The organism is Clostridium sp., assembly GCF_051656525.1.
Lineage (GTDB): Bacteria > Bacillota > Clostridia > Clostridiales > Clostridiaceae > Clostridium.
Window position 1 is genome coordinate 18,705 of sequence record NZ_JBOGCC010000233.1, and the last position, 17,951, is coordinate 36,655.

The following is a 17,951-nucleotide window of genomic DNA, read 5'->3' on the forward strand; positions in this document are numbered from 1 at the left end:
AAAAATGGTAGGAAAAGCATATTTAATTGGAGCAGGACCTTTAGATGAAGAACTTTTAACTTTAAAAGGAAAAAGAGTTTTAGAAAAATGTACAGCAGTAGTTTATGATAGATTAGTTTCAACAAATGTTTTAAATTTTTTAAATGAGACTTGCGAAACGTATTATTGTGGAAAAAAACCAAATGCCCATTCAATGAAACAAGAAGAAATAAATGAACTTTTAGTAAAACTTGTTAAAGAAGGTCATATAGTAGGAAGAATAAAAGGGGGAGACCCTTACGTGTTTGGGCGTGGTGGAGAAGAAGCATTAGCTCTTTTAGAAGAAGGATTAGAGTTTGAAGTAGTACCAGGAGTTACATCACCGGTATCTGTTTTAAACTATGCAGGTATTCCAATAACACATAGAGGTTTAGCACAAAGCTTTCATATAGTAACAGGAATGTCCGCTAAAAGCTTAAATGTAAACTTTGAAGCTTTAGCAAAGGAAAATGGAACATTAGTGTTTATGATGGGACTTGAAAATATAGATATTATAACTAATGAACTTATAAAGTATGGAAAAGATAAAAATACTAAAAGTGCAGTAGTTATGAAAGGTACATCAGCAAAACAAAAGAAAGTTATAGGAAGATTAGAAAATATAGGAGCGTTAGCTAAAGAAAATAATTTAGAGTCTCCATGTATTATAGCAATTGGAGAAGTTGTTTCTTTAAGTAATAAATTAGATTGGTTTATTAAAAAGCCATTGTTCTCTAAAAATATATGTATAACAAGAAGTAAGGAGCAATCTTCTAACTTAAAAGCTAATTTAAAAGATTTAGGTGCATATGTAACAGAGATAAACTCTATAAAAGTTAAAAGTATGAGTGAAAACTTAGATCAATATTTAGATATATTAGAAGGATATAATCATATACTTTTCACATCAGTTAATGGAGTAAATGAGTTTTTTGAATATTTAATAAAAAAACAATATGATATAAGAAATATAAGAGGAGACTTTCATGCAGTAGGAAAGGCAACTAAAAAAGCTTTATTAAAAAGAGGAATAGTTCCAAAGAAAACTGCTAGAACGTTTATAGCAGAAGGTCTTTATGAGGAAATTAAAGAGTTAATATCAAAAGATGATAGAGTTTTAATTCCTACATCATTAAAAGCAAGAAACTTTTTAGAAGAAAAAGTTAGAGACCTTGGAGCAGTAGTAGATAGAGTAAATATTTATGATACTGTACGTGGAAATCTTTTTGATGATAGGGCCTTTGAAGAGGTTGATTATGTATTATATACAAGTCCTACTACAGTATTTAATATGATAGAACTTATAGGTCTTGAAAAATTAAAAGAAAAGAAAGCTATAGCTATAGGACCAAAGACAAAAGAAGCCTTAGATATGAATAACATAGAAAATGTTATGTGTAGAACTCATTCTGAAGAAGGATTCTTAAAAGAAATAGTAAATTTAATATAAAAAGGACGTGTTTTGAATGTTAAAAAGAGGAAGAAGATTAAGAATAAATGAAAGCATGAGAAGTTTAGTTAGAGAAACAACTCTTTCACCATCAGACTTTATTTTTCCTATATTTGTAGTTGAAGGAGAAAATATAAAATCAGAAATATCATCTTTAAGGGGAATATATCATTATTCAGTAGATAGATTAAATGAAGTTATAGAAGAAGTAGCTAGCTTAGGTGTTAAAGGAATAATGGTATTTGGAATTCCAGAACATAAAGATTGTTGCGGTAGTGAAGCTTTTAATGAAGATGGAATAGTTCAAAAGGCAGTACGTAAAATAAAAGAATTAAATAAAGATATTTTAGTAGTTACAGACGTTTGTATGTGTGAATATACAAGTCATGGACATTGTGGAATTTTAGATGGAGAATATGTAGATAATGATAAAACATTAGAGTATTTAGAAAAGATAGCATTATCTCATGCAAAAGCTGGAGCTGATATAATAGCACCATCTGATATGATGGATGGAAGAGTTAGAGCTATAAGAGAAATATTAGATAATAATGGATTTATTAATATTCCTATTATGAGCTATTCAGCTAAATATTGTTCAGCATATTATGGCCCATTTAGAGAAGCTGCAAATTCAGCGCCAAGCTTTGGAGATAGAAAAACTTATCAAATGGATCCAGCAAATAGATTAGAAGCTATTAGAGAAGTAAAAGAAGATATAGAAGAGGGAGCAGATATTGTAATGGTTAAACCAGCTCTTTCATATTTAGATATAATAAGAGAAGTACGTGATAGAGTAGATCTTCCTGTTGCAGCTTATAATGTTAGTGGAGAATATGCAATGATAAAATCAGCAGGTAGTATGGGATTAATAGATGAAGAAAGAGTAATTATTGAAACTTTAACATCTATGAAAAGAGCAGGCGCTGATATAATAATAACGTATCATGCATTAGAAGCTAGTAGAATTTTAAATAAATAGACAAGGAGAATGGTGATTTATGAACAAAGAGATATTTGAAAAGTCTAAAAAAGTTATGCCAGGTGGAGTAAATAGTCCTGTAAGATCTTTTAATGGAGTTGGAATTACTCCAAAAGTTATAAAGTCAGGTTCAGGAGTTATTATAAAAGATGAAAATAATAAAGAATATATAGATTTTGTTTTAGCATGGGGACCTATGATACTTGGTCATTCTGATAAGGATGTAGTAAAAGCAATAGGAGATACAGCAAAAGATATGATAGCCTTTGGAGCACCAACAAAAGGTGAACTAGATATGGCTGAATTTTTATGTACAGAAATAGATGCTTTAGAAATGATAAGAATGGTAAACTCAGGAACAGAAGCTACTATGAGTGCTGTAAAGCTTGCTAGAGGATTTACAAAGAGAGATAGAATAGTAAAATTTGCAGGCTGCTATCATGGACATTTTGATGGATTTTTAATTGAAGCTGGTTCAGGAGTACTTACAGATGGGATAGCAGGTTCTCTTGGGGTACCTGAAAATATAGTACATGACACTATTATTGCAAAATATAATGATGAAGAAAATATAAAAGAGATATTTAAGAAATATGGAAATGAAATAGCTTGTGTTATTATAGAGCCAGTTGCAGGAAATATGGGAGTAATAAAAGCTAAGGATAGCTTTATGAAAACTTTAAGAGAAGAATGTACAAAGAATGGTTCACTTCTTATATTTGATGAGGTTATGAGTGGGTTTAGAGCAAGCTATTTAGGAGCATCTAAGTACTTTAAAGAAAAGCCAGACTTAGTAACTTATGCAAAAATAATAGGTGGAGGTCTTCCTTGTGGTGTTTATGGAGGAAGAGCTGATATTATGAAAAACTTAGCACCTCTTGGTGGAGTATACCAAGCAGGAACAATGTCAGGAAATCCTATTGTAGTTCAAGCTGGTCTTGCTACATTAAATAAATTAAAAGAAAACAAAGAAGTATATTATGAGCATATGGACAAAGTTGGAGAAATGCTTATAAATGGAGTTTTAGAAATATCTAAAAAATATAATATAAATGTAGCGGCTAATAGAGTTGGTGCTATGATGACAATATTCTTTACAGATGAAGAAGTAGTAGATACTTATGGAAAAGTTAAAAAATGTGATATAGATAGATTTAAAAGATATTTTATTCATATGATAGAAAATGGATTTAATATTCCACCATCACAATTTGAAGCTTTATTCTTATCAACACTTCATAATGAAGAGCACATAGAAAAATTCTTAAAAGCATATGAAGAATTCTGTATAAAGGAAAATGCATAATGAAACAATGTATTTTAATTTCTGCTTTTGGAACTTCTACAATAGAAGGATATGAGGGGATTTTTTATCCCTTCATAAAAAATCTTGAAGAAGAGTTTAAGGTAGATGTTTTTATAGGATTTACATCTGAAAGAATAATAAAGAAGCTAAAGGATTCAAGAATAAAAAGTGTAGAAGACAGAATAAAAGAAATAAAGAATAAGGGATATGAAAAAATAGTATTAGTAAAACTTATATTATCAGATGGAAAAGAAAATAAGAAAATAGATTTAATTATAGATAAATATAAGTTAGATTTTAAAGAAATAATAAAAACTAATCCTATTTTAGAATATAAGAATGACTTTATAGATAATTGTTTAAAAAGTGATGAAACTACAATTTTAATATCTCATGGAAGAGAAGATGATATTTTTGATTATATAAGTGAGGATTTTAAAGCTGTTCTTAATGAAAGTTATAAAAATTTTAGATTTTTAAGTTTAAATAAAAAAGATGAAGCAATAGATATAATAAAAAATTTAAAAAATGAAAATATAATTAAAGTTAAATTTAAGCCTCTTCTTCTTACAAGTGGATATCATTTTAAGAAAGATATTTATGCAGTAAATGGAGATAGTTTTAAAAAGAGGTTTTTAGATGAAGGTATAGAAGTTATAGATGTAAATACAGGACTTCTTATGGATGAAGAGTTTAAAAATTTCATAATAGAAAAGTTAAGAAAATTCCTTTAAAGAAGTCTTTAAAGGAATTTTTTTATTATTCAAATGGCTAATTAAATTTATAAATCGTCAGAGTCAGCCTCTTCGCCATAAGCTACAGGTCCTTTATTAGAAAATGTTGTATTATTATAATCTATAAAAGAACCATCTTTATCCTTTTTTAGATTATTGTTTTTACAATTACAAGATTTTAAATCTGATAAAGGAACAGGGTGAATCATATTATCGCTTTTAATAATAGATTCTGTGCAGTGACAATTACAATAAGATTTCTTTTTCATAAAAATTACCTCCTAAAAGAATTGTAAAATATTTTACTAAACTTAATTTGTGTATGAAATGTTTACATTATTCTACAAAAGTTCAAAAAGTTAAAGACAAAAGAGTTAGTTTATGGTAACATATACATATAGTAAAAGGAGAGGGGATTTTTATAATATGCCAGAATTAACACCAGAAATTCAAAGAATGATATTAACTATTTTAGGGGTTTCAATATTATTTGGAGTTATAAATTATGTATTTACAGGACTTGCAATATTTAGAGTTTCTAAGAAAGAAGGATTAGACAAAGCATGGCTTGGATGGATTCCTGTAGGGAATTTTTATCAGCTTATAAGACTTGGTAAAGGGAGTCAATTCTTTTTAATAGCATTACTTGGAGTTATGCTTTTTGCTAGACCTATAAATGGATTTTCACAAATTTTAGGAATAGTATCAGCACTTATTTACGTGGGATATACAATGTATATGTACTATAAAGTATGTGATAAATATTCTATTAACTTTATATTTATTGCAGCAGGATCTGTATCAGTATTATGTATATTAATACCAAGTATTGGAGGGTTAGCAATACCAGCTTTATTACTTGGAATGTATGGTCAATTTAATCTTGCAAGAAAAATAAATAAATTAGATTTAAATGTAGGAAGAAAAATAGAAACAAAAGTAACATCAAGTAGAAAGAAGAAAAAGTAAATTTTACAAAGACTACATAATAGAAAATACTATGTAGCCTTTTTTTTATAACTAGATTAATATATAATAAAGGTATAGAAAAAAGCTTTAAGGAGGTCTTAGATATGGATGATGGAAAAGTAATAGATTTTGGAGAAATAAAAAATAAAGTAAGAGAAGATGATGTAGATAAATTTGAAGGATATATGTTTGATTTATTTTATAAAACACAGTCAGGTTCAATGAATATGGCTGAATATGCACAAGAAATAAATAAATATATGGCTGAAAATAATATCTCAGAAGCTAAATTATTTGAAATTCAAAAAAAAATGATGGGAAGATATGGTTTTGATTTAAGTGGACTTGAAAACTCAATGAATATGATGGGATTTGAAAAGAAAGACTTAAGTGAAACATATGAAGATACAAGAAAAAAATTAAGCTTTGAAGAAAAATATAATAAAAAAATAGAAAAGAAAATGATAGAAGAATATAAAATTAAAAATGATATAAATGAAGTTTCTATAAGCTTAGAAAAAGAAAATGTAACATTAGTAAGTGAGAAAGAAATAGACTTAACAGATAATGAACTAAATGAGTTCTTATGTTCTTATAAGAAGGTTTTAGGAGATAAAAAAATAAATATAAACATTTGTAGTAATACCAAAACCTATGAATACTAAAATAAGGGATGCATTTTTAAATGCATCCCTTATTTTAGTTATAAGAAAAATGTCTTTCCACGTATATATTGTTCTAATTTAAAAGTGTCTCTAAACTGTCCTGCTGTTACTTTTAATTCTTCACCGTCTTCAATACATTTAACAAGTATAAAATCAAGGTCTGGAGTTGATAAAGTTTTTACTATATTATATTTTTTACCATTGTGTGAGTAAATACTTTTAGTTGAAAGTGTTAAACCTGCGCTCATAATAGAATACCTCCTTTATAAATGTAAATAATTTCCACGTGATTATTATAAATGAAAAAAGTATACAAGTAAAGAGTTTTAGAATACTTTATTATAAGATATTTAAAATTTGAATTGTATAACTCTTATTATGTTAAAGTTAAAAATATGGTATAATATAAAAAGAAAATTTTAAAGAAGAGGTGCAAAAAATTATGAGCAGTATAGCAGGAAAAGGGTGCGAGAGAATTATTCCTGAAGAAGAAAAGAAAAGCATAGAGGAAATTGAAAGAAGTATAGTAAAAAGATACAGAAAGCAAATTTGGTCAAAGTTTGTTAAGGCTGTTAAACAATATAATTTAGTTAATGAAGGGGATAAGATTGGAGTTGCTATATCAGGTGGAAAAGATTCCTTATTACTTGCAAAGCTTATGCAAGAATTACAAAAGCATGGTCAAGTAAAGTTTGAATTAGAATTTATAGCAATGGACCCAGGGTATCACCCACATATAAGAAAGCTTTTAGAGGAAAACTGTAAACACTTAGATATACCAGTGTACATATATGAATCAGGAATATTTAATGTAATTGATGAGAAGTCTAGAGAATATCCATGTTATCTTTGTGCAAGAATGAGAAGAGGTTCTCTTTATGCAAAGGCTCAAGAGCTTGGGTGTAATAAAATTGCATTAGGACATCATTATAATGATGTTATAGAAACAACTCTTCTAAATGTTTTATATGCAGGTAACTTTAAGACTATGATGCCAAAGCTTAGAGCAAATAACTTTGAAAACATGGAACTTATAAGACCAATGTACTTTATAGAAGAAGAGCATATTAAAAGGTTTATAAATTACAGTGGAATATGGCCACTTAACTGTGCATGTATGGTTGCAGCTGAGAAGATTGGTAATAAAAGATATGAAATAAAAGATTTAATTAAAGAACTTAAAGAAAAGTTTGATGGTGTAGATAAATCTATATTTAAGGCAGCTGAAAATGTAAGCTTAGATGCTATATTAGGTTTTGAAAAATCAAATGAAAAGCATATATTCCAAGAGTTCTACGATGGAGAGAAAACATTAACTATAGAAGAAAATTCTAAGTAAGCTTAAAAGGACTACTATTTTTAGCAGTCCTTTTATTTAACCTTAATTTATTTTCAAAGCTAGTCCTTCAGAAATAGCATGAGAAACTCCAGAGGAGTTATTATCTAAAGTAATAAATTTTGCTGATTCTTTAATTTTATCTTTAGCATTTCCCATAGCAACACCAAAGAAAACAGTTTTAAGCATGGTTAAATCATTTTCATTATCACCAATAGCCATAGTTTCTTCCATTGAAATATCTAATTTTTTTGCTAAAAGAGCAACAGCATGTCCCTTAGAACAGTTATTGTTTATTAGCTCAAAGTTATTTGGTGCAGATTTAAAAAGTGAAAGATTTTCTACTTCACAAAGAGCATTTAAACCAAATTCTAATTTATCATTATTAAATGATACGGCACAAACTCCAAAGATATCTTCAGTATAATCTAAAATATCTTGAAGTGAATTTAAAATAGTAAATCCAGGTCCAGCTTCATCATAAAAAAGTTCTATTAATCGATCTAAAGTTTCTTCAGGTATATGAGTACCTTTCCCTTTTGAAACATAAAAATCTGACATTAAAAGATTTTTTGAATTTTTTAATGATAATCTAGAAGTTTTTGTAGCTAAGCTAAAATAATAATTGTTATAATAAAGGAAACTTATAGCTTTTTCTAAAGATTTTTTACAAACTGGAAAAGAATTTAATATATTTCCATTAAAATCATTTATGATAGAACCATTACAGGTTATTACATAAGAAACAGTTAGATTGTGACTTTTTAAAATTTCTATAGCTGAAGAAAAAGTTCTACCAGTAGAAATAACTACCTCTACTCCAAGTTCTTGAGCTTTTTGTATAGCTTGTATATCTAAATCACTTATTTTGTGATTAGAATTTAATAAAGTACCATCTAAATCAATTGCAATTAATCTCATAAAACACCTCTTTAAACATAATATGGTAATTATATCATTTAAAGAGAAATGTGTAAATTAAAAAGGAAGGAGGGGGTTTTTTGAAGACTAATGATTTATTAGTAGAGAATATACATAAGCTAATTATTAGATATATGGTTCCAAGTGTTCTTGGAATGCTTGGGCTATCTTGTTGTATTTTTTTAGATACTATGTTTATAGGAAGAGGAATAGGAGAAAATGGACTTGCAGCATTAAATATTGCAATACCTTTTTTAAGTATATTTACAGGCTTTTCTTTATTAACAGGTATTGGAGGTGCGACTTTAGTTTCTATAAGCCTTGGGAAGAAAGATTATAATAAAGTAAATGAAGTATTTACTTTATCTATAGTACTTACAGTAATTTTTAGTATTATTTTTAGTGTAGTTACATTAGTATTTTTAAACGGAATAATAGATATACTTGGAGCAACAGGAATAATAAAGGTATATGTTAAAGAGTATTTAGAAATTATTTTATTTGGTGGAATCCTATTTATAATGTCAACAACACTAAATGTATTTATAAGAAATGATGGCAATCCTAAAATTTCAATGTGGGCTATTATTGGTTCAAATTTAACTAATATTATTTTAGATTATCTTTTAATTTTTCCACTTGGACTGGGAATGAGAGGTGCTGCTATTGCAACAACATTTGCACAATTTGTTGGAATTAGTATACTTTTAACTCATTTTATATTTAAGAAAAATAAAATTAAATTTTCATTTGAATATTTAAAGTTTAGATATACAAAAAGAATTTTAAATAATGGAATGTCTAGCTTTATATTAGAGCTTTCAGCAGGGCTTGTCATAATTTTATTTAATTTAAAGTTAAAAGTTATAGGTGGAGATATAGCAATTTCAGCTTATAGTATAATAGCAAACTTTACATTAATAATAGTTGCTATATTTAATGGAATAGCTCAAGGAATACAACCAATAGTTAGTATGAATTATGGGGGGAATGAGCATGGTAGAGTGATAAAAGCCTATAAAGAAGGATTAAGAATATCGTTAATAGTTGGGGGGATTTTCTTTTTATTTGGGGAGTTTGCACCTAAAGTAATAGTAGAAATATTTTCATCAGGAAATGAAGAATTATTAAAAATGGCAATAACAGGAATACAAATTTATTTTATAGCATTAATTCCTATGGGACTTAATATTCTAAATGTAGGATTACTTCAATCCATAGAAAAATCAAGAAAAGCAACGATGGTTTCTTTACTAAGAGGAATAATTTTAATAGTTATATTTTTAGAAATTTTATCAAGATTATTTAACTTAAATGGAGTTTGGTTAACTACTCCTATTGTAGAAGTTATAACTTTATTAATTTCTTTTTACTTTATTTTAAATGAAAGAAGAAATTTAAAAAAGATGATATAATAAAGGTAGATAGGGTAATAATAAAAAGGAGATACAATTTTATGGATATAAAAAATATGGATGTAAACATCCTGTATAGCATCATAAATTTAAAATTAAGGGATAATTATAGTACCTTGGATAATTTAGTAGAAGATATGGATATAAACAGAAATGAATTAATAGAAAAACTTAAAAGTGGTGGATTCCATTACTTAGAAGATAAAAATACCTTTAGATAAATCTAAAAATTTAGAAAAACAAATAAAGATAAGGTATAATATATTTAAAGAGAAAAAGGAGGAAGAGAAATATGAAGCTTAAAAAAGCACTAAGACTTAGCGTACTTGTAGCAGCAGGTGCAGCACTTGTAGCAAGCCTTGTAACTGATAAAAAAAGAAAAGAAGAAGTTAACGAAGAAGAAAACTAAAAGTTAGATTCTTAAAACATAAAAAACCTTAGAAAGTAATTGGCTTTCTAAGGTTTTTCTTTTACTTAAAATGATAGATCTCTGGAGTAGTTTGGTCTATAACTTTAAAGGTATATCCATTTTCTTTATAATATTTAATAATTTCAGAAAGTGCCTTTGGAGAATTCTTATTTACTGATCCACAATGCATGAGTAAAGTTATATTGTTATCTTTAGATTTTGAAGCTTTTATAAATATACTTGGTGGAGAGTTAAAGAATTCACCATCTTTTGAATCAAGAGTCCAATCATATATTTTAAGATTATTTTTATGAAGAAGGGTAACTAAAGATTTTTTTAGAGAATATGTATTGTTATTAGCACCAAAGGGAAATCTTAAAACAGTTGACTCAATACCAGTAACCTCTTTTATTAAAGTTTGAAGTGTAAGCATTTCTTTTAAAAAATTTTCATCATTAGAATATAATTTATTTCTATCATGAGTCATACTATGAAGACCAATAGAATGTCCTTCGTTAGAGATTCTTTTTAAAATTTCTTCATTTCCTTTAATTTCACTTCCTAAAACAAAAAAAGTTCCTTTAACATTTTCAGATTTTAAAATATCTAAAGTTTCAGTACAAGGACCTGAAGAGGGACCATCATCAAAGGTTAGATAAATAATTTTTTCTTCATCACTATAACTTATTTTAGTAAAAAAGTTTAAGATGCAAAAAGTAAAAAGGAAAGCAAGAAAAGAGAATTTAAATATATTTTTCATAAGCAAACCTCCAATAAGTAATATTTAAATTTAGTTTAGGCAAAAAATATAAAAATATGTATAAAAGTAAATTTAAGAAAAGGATAATTCTATTTTTACTTAAGGATAATTATGGTAAAATTAAAGTGGGAAGGTACAAAATATGGGGAATGAGGGAAAATATGAAAAATGGAAATATTATAGGGTTAATTGGAGGATGTGTAGTAACAGGCTTAAGTGGTAGATTTTTTGATAATTATATAATATATTGTTTATTAATATTAGTAGTGAGTATAGTAATTTTACTAAATTTAATGGGAAAAGAAAATCTAACAAATAAAAATTTAGAAAAAGAAAAACAAGATATGATTATAGAAATATTAGAGGCAGTTACATTAGAAAAAGGTAAAGAAGAAAATAATTTATATAATAAAGAAGAAATTTTAAAGAGAATAAATTTTATAAATTATTATGATGAAATAACAGGAATTCCTAATAAAAGAATGTTTAAGGAAAAGGTAGAGAAAATTATAGAAGATGTTAAGATACATTATAGAAATTTAGCAATTATATTTATAGATTTAGATAATTTTAAGTATATAAATGATACTTATGGGCATGAAATTGGAGATAAATTACTGGAGAATATTAGTAGAAAATTAGAAGGATTTATAACAGATGATTGCTTTATTGCAAGATTTGGTGGAGATGAATTTGTAATAGTAGTTGATAATATAGAATCATTTGAAAGTTTAGAGGATACTTTAAAATCTATTATAAGAAAATGTAATACAAGTTTTAGGATAGATGAAAGAGATATTTATTGTAGTGTTAGTATTGGCGTTTCTATATTTGGAAAAGATGGAGTTGATTTAGAGAGTTTAATGAAAAGTGCAGATTTAGCGATGTATACAGCTAAAGAATGTGGAAAAAATAGATATGAGTTTTTTAATGATGAAATTTTAAAGAAGATAAATAGGGAATTAGATATAAAAGAAGGTTTAAGAAAAGCTATGATAAATGGAGAATTATATGGTGTTCTTCAGCCAAAATATTTATCAGAAGAAGAGAAGATAATAGGATTTGAATATTTAGTAAGATGGAAAAGTGAACATTTAGGGTTTGTATCACCAATGGAATTTATAAGAGTGGCTGAAAGTACAGGTCAGATAATTCAAATTGGTAAATATATAATAAAGGATGCTATAAAAATGTGTGAAGAGCTTACAAATCATATGGATAGAGATTTTAAAGTAGCAATAAATTTATCAGAAGTTCAATTAAAAGATCCAGAAATAGTAAACTTTATAAAGAGAGAGATAGAAAAAAGAAAAGTGAATTCTAAAAATATTGAAATTGAAATTACAGAAAGTATTATTATGGAGAGTACTGAAAGAAATATAAGTATTTTAAAGCAATTAAAAAATATTGGTGTAACAATAGCATTAGATGATTTTGGGACAGGATATTCATCTTTAAATTATTTAAGAGTTCTTCCAATTGATATATTAAAAATAGATAAGAGTTTTATTGATTATATAGATAAAGATAAAAAGAGTGAATACATTATAGAAACTATAATTGAATTATCCCATAGGTTTAATTTTTTAGTTGTTGCAGAAGGGGTAGAAGAAAGAAAACAATTCGAATTTCTAAAAAATAATAGATGTGATATAATTCAAGGATATTATTTTTCAAAGCCACTAGAATTTAATGAAGTTGTAGAAGTGATTAAAAGAGAAAAAGAGGGAAAGATATTAATTTAAAAGTATGCAAGGTGAGAATATGAGGGTTATAAATAAACGATATGAGGTATGTAAAAAGTTAAAAACTTATAATGGTATTTTAGAATATGAAGTTTTTGATATGATATTCAAGAAAAAATGTAGAGTTTTAATTTTTAATAATGATACCATAACAGAAGAGATAAAGACATATTTATGTAATAATTTTCAAAGTCTAAAGAACTTTAATTTTGAAGGAATATATAATTTAGAGAGTTTACTTACAGTAAAAGAGATAGATGGTATAAATTTAGAAAAGATGCAATATGGATTTATAAGTGAAAGCTATAAGGTTGAAAAAAAATTATTAGAGTATATTTTAGAGGTTAGTGAAGAAAATGTATTTGAAATTTTATTTGATTTAATGTGTAAATTAAATACATTAAATTTAAATGGATTTATTTATTCAGATTTAAGCTTAGATAAAATAAATGTTTGCTTTACTGATGGAGACTATAGAGTGAAATTGCCTAGTATTATTTTAGATAAGATTGGAAAGCTAGAAAATGGATTTAATAAGTATAATATGACTACAGAAATTAGTAATAGAGAAATTGACTCTAGTAAAGAAACAAATATAGAAGAACTTTATAAAGTATTAAAGGAAATATTTAATATAAGGAAAGATTTTAAATTAAGAATATTAGTAGATTTACAAAAAGAAATTAAAAATAGTAAATCAGATATTGGGGAGTTAATTGATTGTTTTAATAATAAATTTTTTGCTAGATATAAAAAATTTATAAAAGAGTCAGTTGATAGGATAGAGTCTAAAATTGATATAGTAGGAAGGGAACTTGAGATTTCTAATGTACTAGATCAATACAAAAATATTATTATTGGAAATACAAATTATAAAGTTATAGTTTTTGATGGTAGTGTAGGTGTTGGTAAAACGAAGATATTAGAAGAGATAAAAAAAAGATTGGAGTATAAGTATAATACATCAATATTTTCAATTTCTAAAAAAGATAAAGAGGTAATAATTGAATCAAATAGATGTGCTAAAGAATTTAATTATACTAGAAGTTTTAGAAAAGAATTTATAAAATTTATGGATGAATTTTCTAAAAGATTAAGTAAGGGATACAATCAATCATCAATGGATGATTTTAAAGAATGCTATAAAATAATAAATACAGGTATTAAATTATTTGAAGAACATACTAGGATAAGACCATTGGTCTTGATAATAGATGATTTAGAAAAAAGAAATTATATAACAAAATTATTTTTAAAGCAATTTTTAGAATGTAGCAAGGATGTATCGAATATTATGATTTTAATTACAGTAGATAGAAGTATTGAAACTGATGAATTTAAAGAATACTATAATAATATAATATTCAATAAAAGTGTAACAGAATATAAAATAAGTATGTTAAATAAATATTATACAAGAAAAATGGTTGAAAAAATATTAAAAGCAAAAAATGAAATAAATGAAATAGTAGAAGTGGTTTATAAAGATACAATAGGTAATCCAGAATTAATAATGAAGAAGATTTTTGATATGTATAAATATAGGAGTTTAAGCATAGCTAAAAATGGAAGATGGAAATATAGAAAGATAGATTTACATTTTAATTCAATTTCATATTTAGAAGAGAAATATATAGAAAAAATTGAAGGATTAGATTTTTTTGAAAGTTCAGTTTTAAAAAAGCTAGCAATATATAATTACTCTATCAAAGAAGCGGTATTTTTAGAAAATATAATTATAACAGAAAAAGAGAAAGAAGCTTATAATAATTTAAAAAGTCAAAATGTTATAGCAGAAAGTTATGATGATAAGGGAATAAATATTGATTTTAAAGAATATTTTTATAAAAAAATTATTTATAAAAGAGTGAATAAAAAACAAAAAATAGCAGGACATTTAAAATTTATTCAGTTATTAGAAAAGAATCATAAAATTCTAAATGAGAATTATGGGGAGTTAATTTATCATTTAGAAATGGCTGAAGAATATGATAAAATGATAAGTTATTCTAAAAAATATAGTCAAAAATTAGTTGAAGAGGGTAGGTTTGAAGAAGCAATAAATCTTTATAAAAGAATTTTTGAGTATTTAAGTGAGGGAGAAAAGTTATATATAGCATATGAAGTTGGAAATATATATGAGAGGATGGAGGTATATATAGAAGCCATTAAGTTTTATAAAATGGCAAAAGAAAAATCAGTAAAACTAAGTAATTATTCATATATAATAGAAAGTTCTTTAAATATAGCTAAAATAAATATAGAGCAAGAGAACTATGAAGAAGCCTTTAAACACATGAATATAGCAAAACTTAATTTATTGAATATAGACTATAAACTTGGATATGTAAAATACTTCTTAATAAAAGCTATTTATTTAAAATATATTGGAAATAAGGAAGAGGCAATAGAGTTTTCTAATAAAGCATATATAATTTGTAAAAAATATAATTATATAGGGACTATAGGTGATATATATTTATTGTTATTTAATTATGCTATTGATGATAGAAATTATGAGATGGCAGAAAAGTATGTTTCATATTGCGAGAAAGTTTTTAAAAAAAGTATTGATGGGAAAAAGTATTATGAGACATTAGTAAATAGGGCGAAACTTTTAATAGAGAGAGATAAGAATTTAGAAATTGGAGATAGGATATTAAGAAAAATATTAAAAGATAGTATAAAAAATAAGATGGACACAGTAAAATATTATACATTAGTGGAACTTTCTAATTTAAATTTATATATTAATAAAAGAGAAAAGGCAAAAAAATATTTATTAAATGGAATTGAGTTAATAAAAGGGAATAAAAATTTAAAAAGATATCGAGAGATTTTATATGAATATTTAATATATATATCTGTAATAGAAAGAGATATAAGTGAGATAATTAAATATAAAAATATACTGATAGATTTAAATAAAAAGAGGGATAATACTATAATTTATGCATTATATTATTATGCACTAGGTGATTATGAGAATTTTAAAGAACAAATAAATAAGATAGATTTTAAAGAGTACATTATATTGAGAAATAGTATTCATTTTAGTTTTGAATTAAATATATTATTATTAAGTGCATTAAAAACTAAAAAAGAGGTAATAGAACAAGTAAATACTATTGAAAGATTTTTAAAAAATTCAAATGAGAAAAATTATAATAATAAAATGTTTGAAGTTGTAATTATATTAGATAAATTGGGATATAAAAACCTTTCTGAGGAAATATTTAGTAAATTAGAGAAGGAAATAAATCTTGCAACTATTGAAGAGAAAATCTATTTAAAATTAATAAATAGATTTAAAGGAAACTCTACAAATTATTTAATAAGTAGAAGTATAAGACTATTAACGAATACAAAAGAAGGTATGGAAAAAATAGATATATATTATTTAATAGCTGAAAACTACGAGAAAAATAGAGTATATAATTTGGCGTTTGAAAATTATTATGAAGGATTAATACTTCTTTCAAATTATATAAAAAAAGAAAGACTTGAAGATAGAAGAAAAATTTTAGGAAGTAATAGCTTTTATATGTTCTTAGAACATTTTTTATATTGTGCAAATGAAAAACTTAAAATGGGATTAGAAATAAATACATTTATAAAAACAGATTTAGAAATAGAAAACTTTTTAGAGCAAATGAAAGTAAGTAAGATGATAAAGAATAAGAAGTTTAAAAAAGTTATTATGGGAAAATATGAAAAAATATATTTAAATAATTTTGAAAATATAGAGATAGTATTGAAAAATTTTAAAGAAGATGTAATTCATAATATAGAAAGTATGATGAAATATATAATAAGGACAACTATTGCAACATCAGCTATATTGACATTAAAAAATGATGATAAAAGAGAAGTTATATATACTTATAGAATAGATAAAAAAGATGCGAGTAAAAGAATATTAGATAGAAAGATTAATGTTGAATTTTTTATAATAAGTAATGAAGATATAAGTAGTAATGAAATTTATGATGAAATTATACCAAATAATATAAAATCATGTCTCTATAAAAAATTAAAAAGAAAATATGGAGAAGGAGCTTTCTATAAAAATATTGAAGGAGAACTTATACTTATGTCAGATAAGCTTATAAATAATATAAATGAAGAAGCTTATGAAAGTATAAAAGAGTTTGAAACAACCTTATTATTTTTATTAGATCAATATAAAATTACTATAACATCTACAAGAGATAAATTAACAGGTGCTTTTAATAGAGGATATTTTGAAAAAACAATGGATAATATTATAAGAGATTTTAACTATGAAGAAAAAATATTTTCTCTTATTATTTTTGATATTGATAACTTTAAAGGAATAAATGATAAGTTTGGTCATCAAACTGGAGATATAGTTCTTGAAAAAATAGCAGAGATAGTTAAAGATACTATTGAGAAAAAAGATATTTTTTCAAGATATGGTGGAGAAGAATTTGTAATAATTTGTCCAAGCGATGATGAAGATGCTAGTTTTAGAAAAGCCGAAAATATTAGAAAAAAAATTCAAGAAGAAAATATATTAAGAGGTAGACGTGATGTAACAGTAAGTCTTGGAGTGTCTACTTATCCAAAACATTCTAAAAAAAAGGAAGAATTAATACAAAAAGCAGATCAAGCATTGTATGCTGCAAAAAGAGAAACAAAAAATGTAGTGAAAATTTGGAGTGAAAAATTTGATGGTAGAACAGAAAGTACTGATAAGCTTGCCGGAATAATTACAGGAACTTCATCAATTGATTATGAGAGAATTTCATCTTTAGTAGAAATGATAGATGTAATTAAAAGTGATATGAGAAAAGAGTTTAAATTATATAAAATATTAAGAAGGATACTAAAAAATACAAATAGTAGGAATTGTTTAGTATTTAAAGTAGATAAAGGAATTATAAAGTATGAAATGGGTATCACAGAGGAAAAAGAAGGATGGAAAGTTAAACTCCCATTCAATAAAAAGCTCATAGAAGAAGTAGTTAAGCTAGAGAAGGGAATATATGATATAGATTTAGAAGAAGCAAGGAAAGAACTAAATTCTATAGTTAAATTGAATTCTATATGTATTGTTCCATTAGTTAATAAAGAAAAAGTTACAGGATGTTTGTATTTATCGGTACCAATAAAGAAAAAAGAATTTGATTTTAAAGATTATAGCTATATAAATACGTTAGGAAATATTTTATCAATTTTATTTTAAAATATTCCCAAAAATCAGGAGTAAGACATATC

The 17,951-nt window shown here is 25.3% G+C and carries 15 protein-coding genes; 11 read left to right on the top strand and 4 right to left on the bottom strand.

Annotated features, from left to right (window positions below):
* Positions 1 to 4 precede the first annotated feature (4 nt).
* The 4 genes from cobA to ACRDDY_RS11735 are packed head-to-tail and all read left to right on the top strand — an operon-like array spanning position 5 to position 4,490.
* Entirely contained in the window at positions 5 to 1,468 is a 1,464-nt protein-coding gene (gene cobA / locus ACRDDY_RS11720; protein ID WP_438565128.1) for a uroporphyrinogen-III C-methyltransferase, read from the top strand.
* A 16-nt stretch (positions 1,469 to 1,484) separates the two neighbouring features.
* Positions 1,485 to 2,450, top strand: a complete 966-nt coding sequence (hemB, locus tag ACRDDY_RS11725) for a porphobilinogen synthase (protein WP_438565129.1) — start codon at positions 1,485 to 1,487, stop codon at positions 2,448 to 2,450.
* 19 nt (positions 2,451 to 2,469) lie between these two features.
* Positions 2,470 to 3,756 carry a glutamate-1-semialdehyde 2,1-aminomutase gene (hemL, locus tag ACRDDY_RS11730; protein ID WP_438565130.1) on the top strand — a complete coding sequence of 429 codons (1,287 nt, stop codon included), beginning with the start codon at positions 2,470 to 2,472 and terminating at the stop codon, positions 3,754 to 3,756.
* On the top strand, positions 3,756 to 4,490 hold the full coding sequence (locus ACRDDY_RS11735; protein ID WP_438565131.1) for a sirohydrochlorin cobaltochelatase: 735 nt from the start codon (positions 3,756 to 3,758) through the stop codon (positions 4,488 to 4,490). Before hemL ends, ACRDDY_RS11735 begins: the two co-directional genes overlap by 1 nt.
* A 47-nt stretch (positions 4,491 to 4,537) precedes the next feature.
* On the opposite strand, the gene ACRDDY_RS11740 is transcribed toward ACRDDY_RS11735, so the two are convergent.
* Positions 4,538 to 4,759 carry a hypothetical protein gene (locus ACRDDY_RS11740; protein WP_438565132.1) on the bottom strand — a complete coding sequence of 74 codons (222 nt, stop codon included), beginning with the start codon at positions 4,757 to 4,759 and terminating at the stop codon, positions 4,538 to 4,540.
* Positions 4,760 to 4,916: 157 nt separating this feature from the next.
* Here ACRDDY_RS11740 and ACRDDY_RS11745 point away from each other — a divergent pair, with 157 nt between their 5' ends.
* Complete coding sequence (locus tag ACRDDY_RS11745; protein WP_438565133.1) at positions 4,917 to 5,459, top strand: hypothetical protein; 543 nt, start codon at positions 4,917 to 4,919, stop codon at positions 5,457 to 5,459.
* Positions 5,460 to 5,563: 104 nt separating this feature from the next.
* Positions 5,564 to 6,124 carry a DUF3867 family protein gene (locus tag ACRDDY_RS11750; protein WP_438565134.1) on the top strand — a complete coding sequence of 187 codons (561 nt, stop codon included), beginning with the start codon at positions 5,564 to 5,566 and terminating at the stop codon, positions 6,122 to 6,124.
* 38 nt (positions 6,125 to 6,162) lie between these two features.
* Here the strand turns inward: ACRDDY_RS11750 and ACRDDY_RS11755 are convergent, their stop codons facing one another.
* Positions 6,163 to 6,372 (bottom strand): hypothetical protein, encoded by a 210-nt coding sequence (locus ACRDDY_RS11755; RefSeq protein ID WP_438565135.1) that lies wholly within the window; start codon positions 6,370 to 6,372, stop codon positions 6,163 to 6,165.
* A 194-nt stretch (positions 6,373 to 6,566) separates the two neighbouring features.
* On the opposite strand from ACRDDY_RS11755, the gene ACRDDY_RS11760 reads away from it, so the two are divergent.
* Complete coding sequence (locus ACRDDY_RS11760; protein WP_438565136.1) at positions 6,567 to 7,463, top strand: tRNA 2-thiocytidine biosynthesis TtcA family protein; 897 nt, start codon at positions 6,567 to 6,569, stop codon at positions 7,461 to 7,463.
* Positions 7,464 to 7,505: 42 nt separating this feature from the next.
* On the opposite strand, the gene ACRDDY_RS11765 is transcribed toward ACRDDY_RS11760, so the two are convergent.
* The gene (locus ACRDDY_RS11765) at positions 7,506 to 8,381 is read right to left on the bottom strand and encodes a Cof-type HAD-IIB family hydrolase (protein WP_438565137.1); all 876 of its coding nucleotides are present in this window, start codon (positions 8,379 to 8,381) and stop codon (positions 7,506 to 7,508) included.
* Between the two features lie 80 nt (positions 8,382 to 8,461).
* On the opposite strand from ACRDDY_RS11765, the gene ACRDDY_RS11770 reads away from it, so the two are divergent.
* Together ACRDDY_RS11770 and ACRDDY_RS11775 are read left to right on the top strand one after the other, a co-directional pair.
* Positions 8,462 to 9,796: an MATE family efflux transporter gene (locus ACRDDY_RS11770; RefSeq protein ID WP_438565138.1), complete on the top strand. Its 1,335-nt coding sequence runs from the start codon at positions 8,462 to 8,464 to the stop codon at positions 9,794 to 9,796.
* A gap of 41 nt (positions 9,797 to 9,837) precedes the next feature.
* A complete protein-coding gene (locus ACRDDY_RS11775; RefSeq protein WP_438565139.1) occupies positions 9,838 to 10,017 on the top strand; it encodes a DUF4250 domain-containing protein in 180 nt (59 codons plus the stop codon).
* Positions 10,018 to 10,266: 249 nt separating this feature from the next.
* Here ACRDDY_RS11775 and ACRDDY_RS11780 read toward each other — a convergent pair whose 3' ends face one another.
* Complete coding sequence (locus ACRDDY_RS11780) at positions 10,267 to 10,965, bottom strand: polysaccharide deacetylase family protein (RefSeq protein ID WP_438565140.1); 699 nt, start codon at positions 10,963 to 10,965, stop codon at positions 10,267 to 10,269.
* A gap of 161 nt (positions 10,966 to 11,126) precedes the next feature.
* Here ACRDDY_RS11780 and ACRDDY_RS11785 point away from each other — a divergent pair, with 161 nt between their 5' ends.
* Both ACRDDY_RS11785 and ACRDDY_RS11790 read left to right on the top strand, forming a co-directional pair.
* Entirely contained in the window at positions 11,127 to 12,710 is a 1,584-nt protein-coding gene (locus tag ACRDDY_RS11785; protein ID WP_438565141.1) for a putative bifunctional diguanylate cyclase/phosphodiesterase, read from the top strand.
* A 19-nt stretch (positions 12,711 to 12,729) separates the two neighbouring features.
* On the top strand, positions 12,730 to 17,919 hold the full coding sequence (locus tag ACRDDY_RS11790) for a diguanylate cyclase (RefSeq protein ID WP_438565142.1): 5,190 nt from the start codon (positions 12,730 to 12,732) through the stop codon (positions 17,917 to 17,919).
* The last annotated feature ends 32 nt before the right edge of the window (positions 17,920 to 17,951 follow it).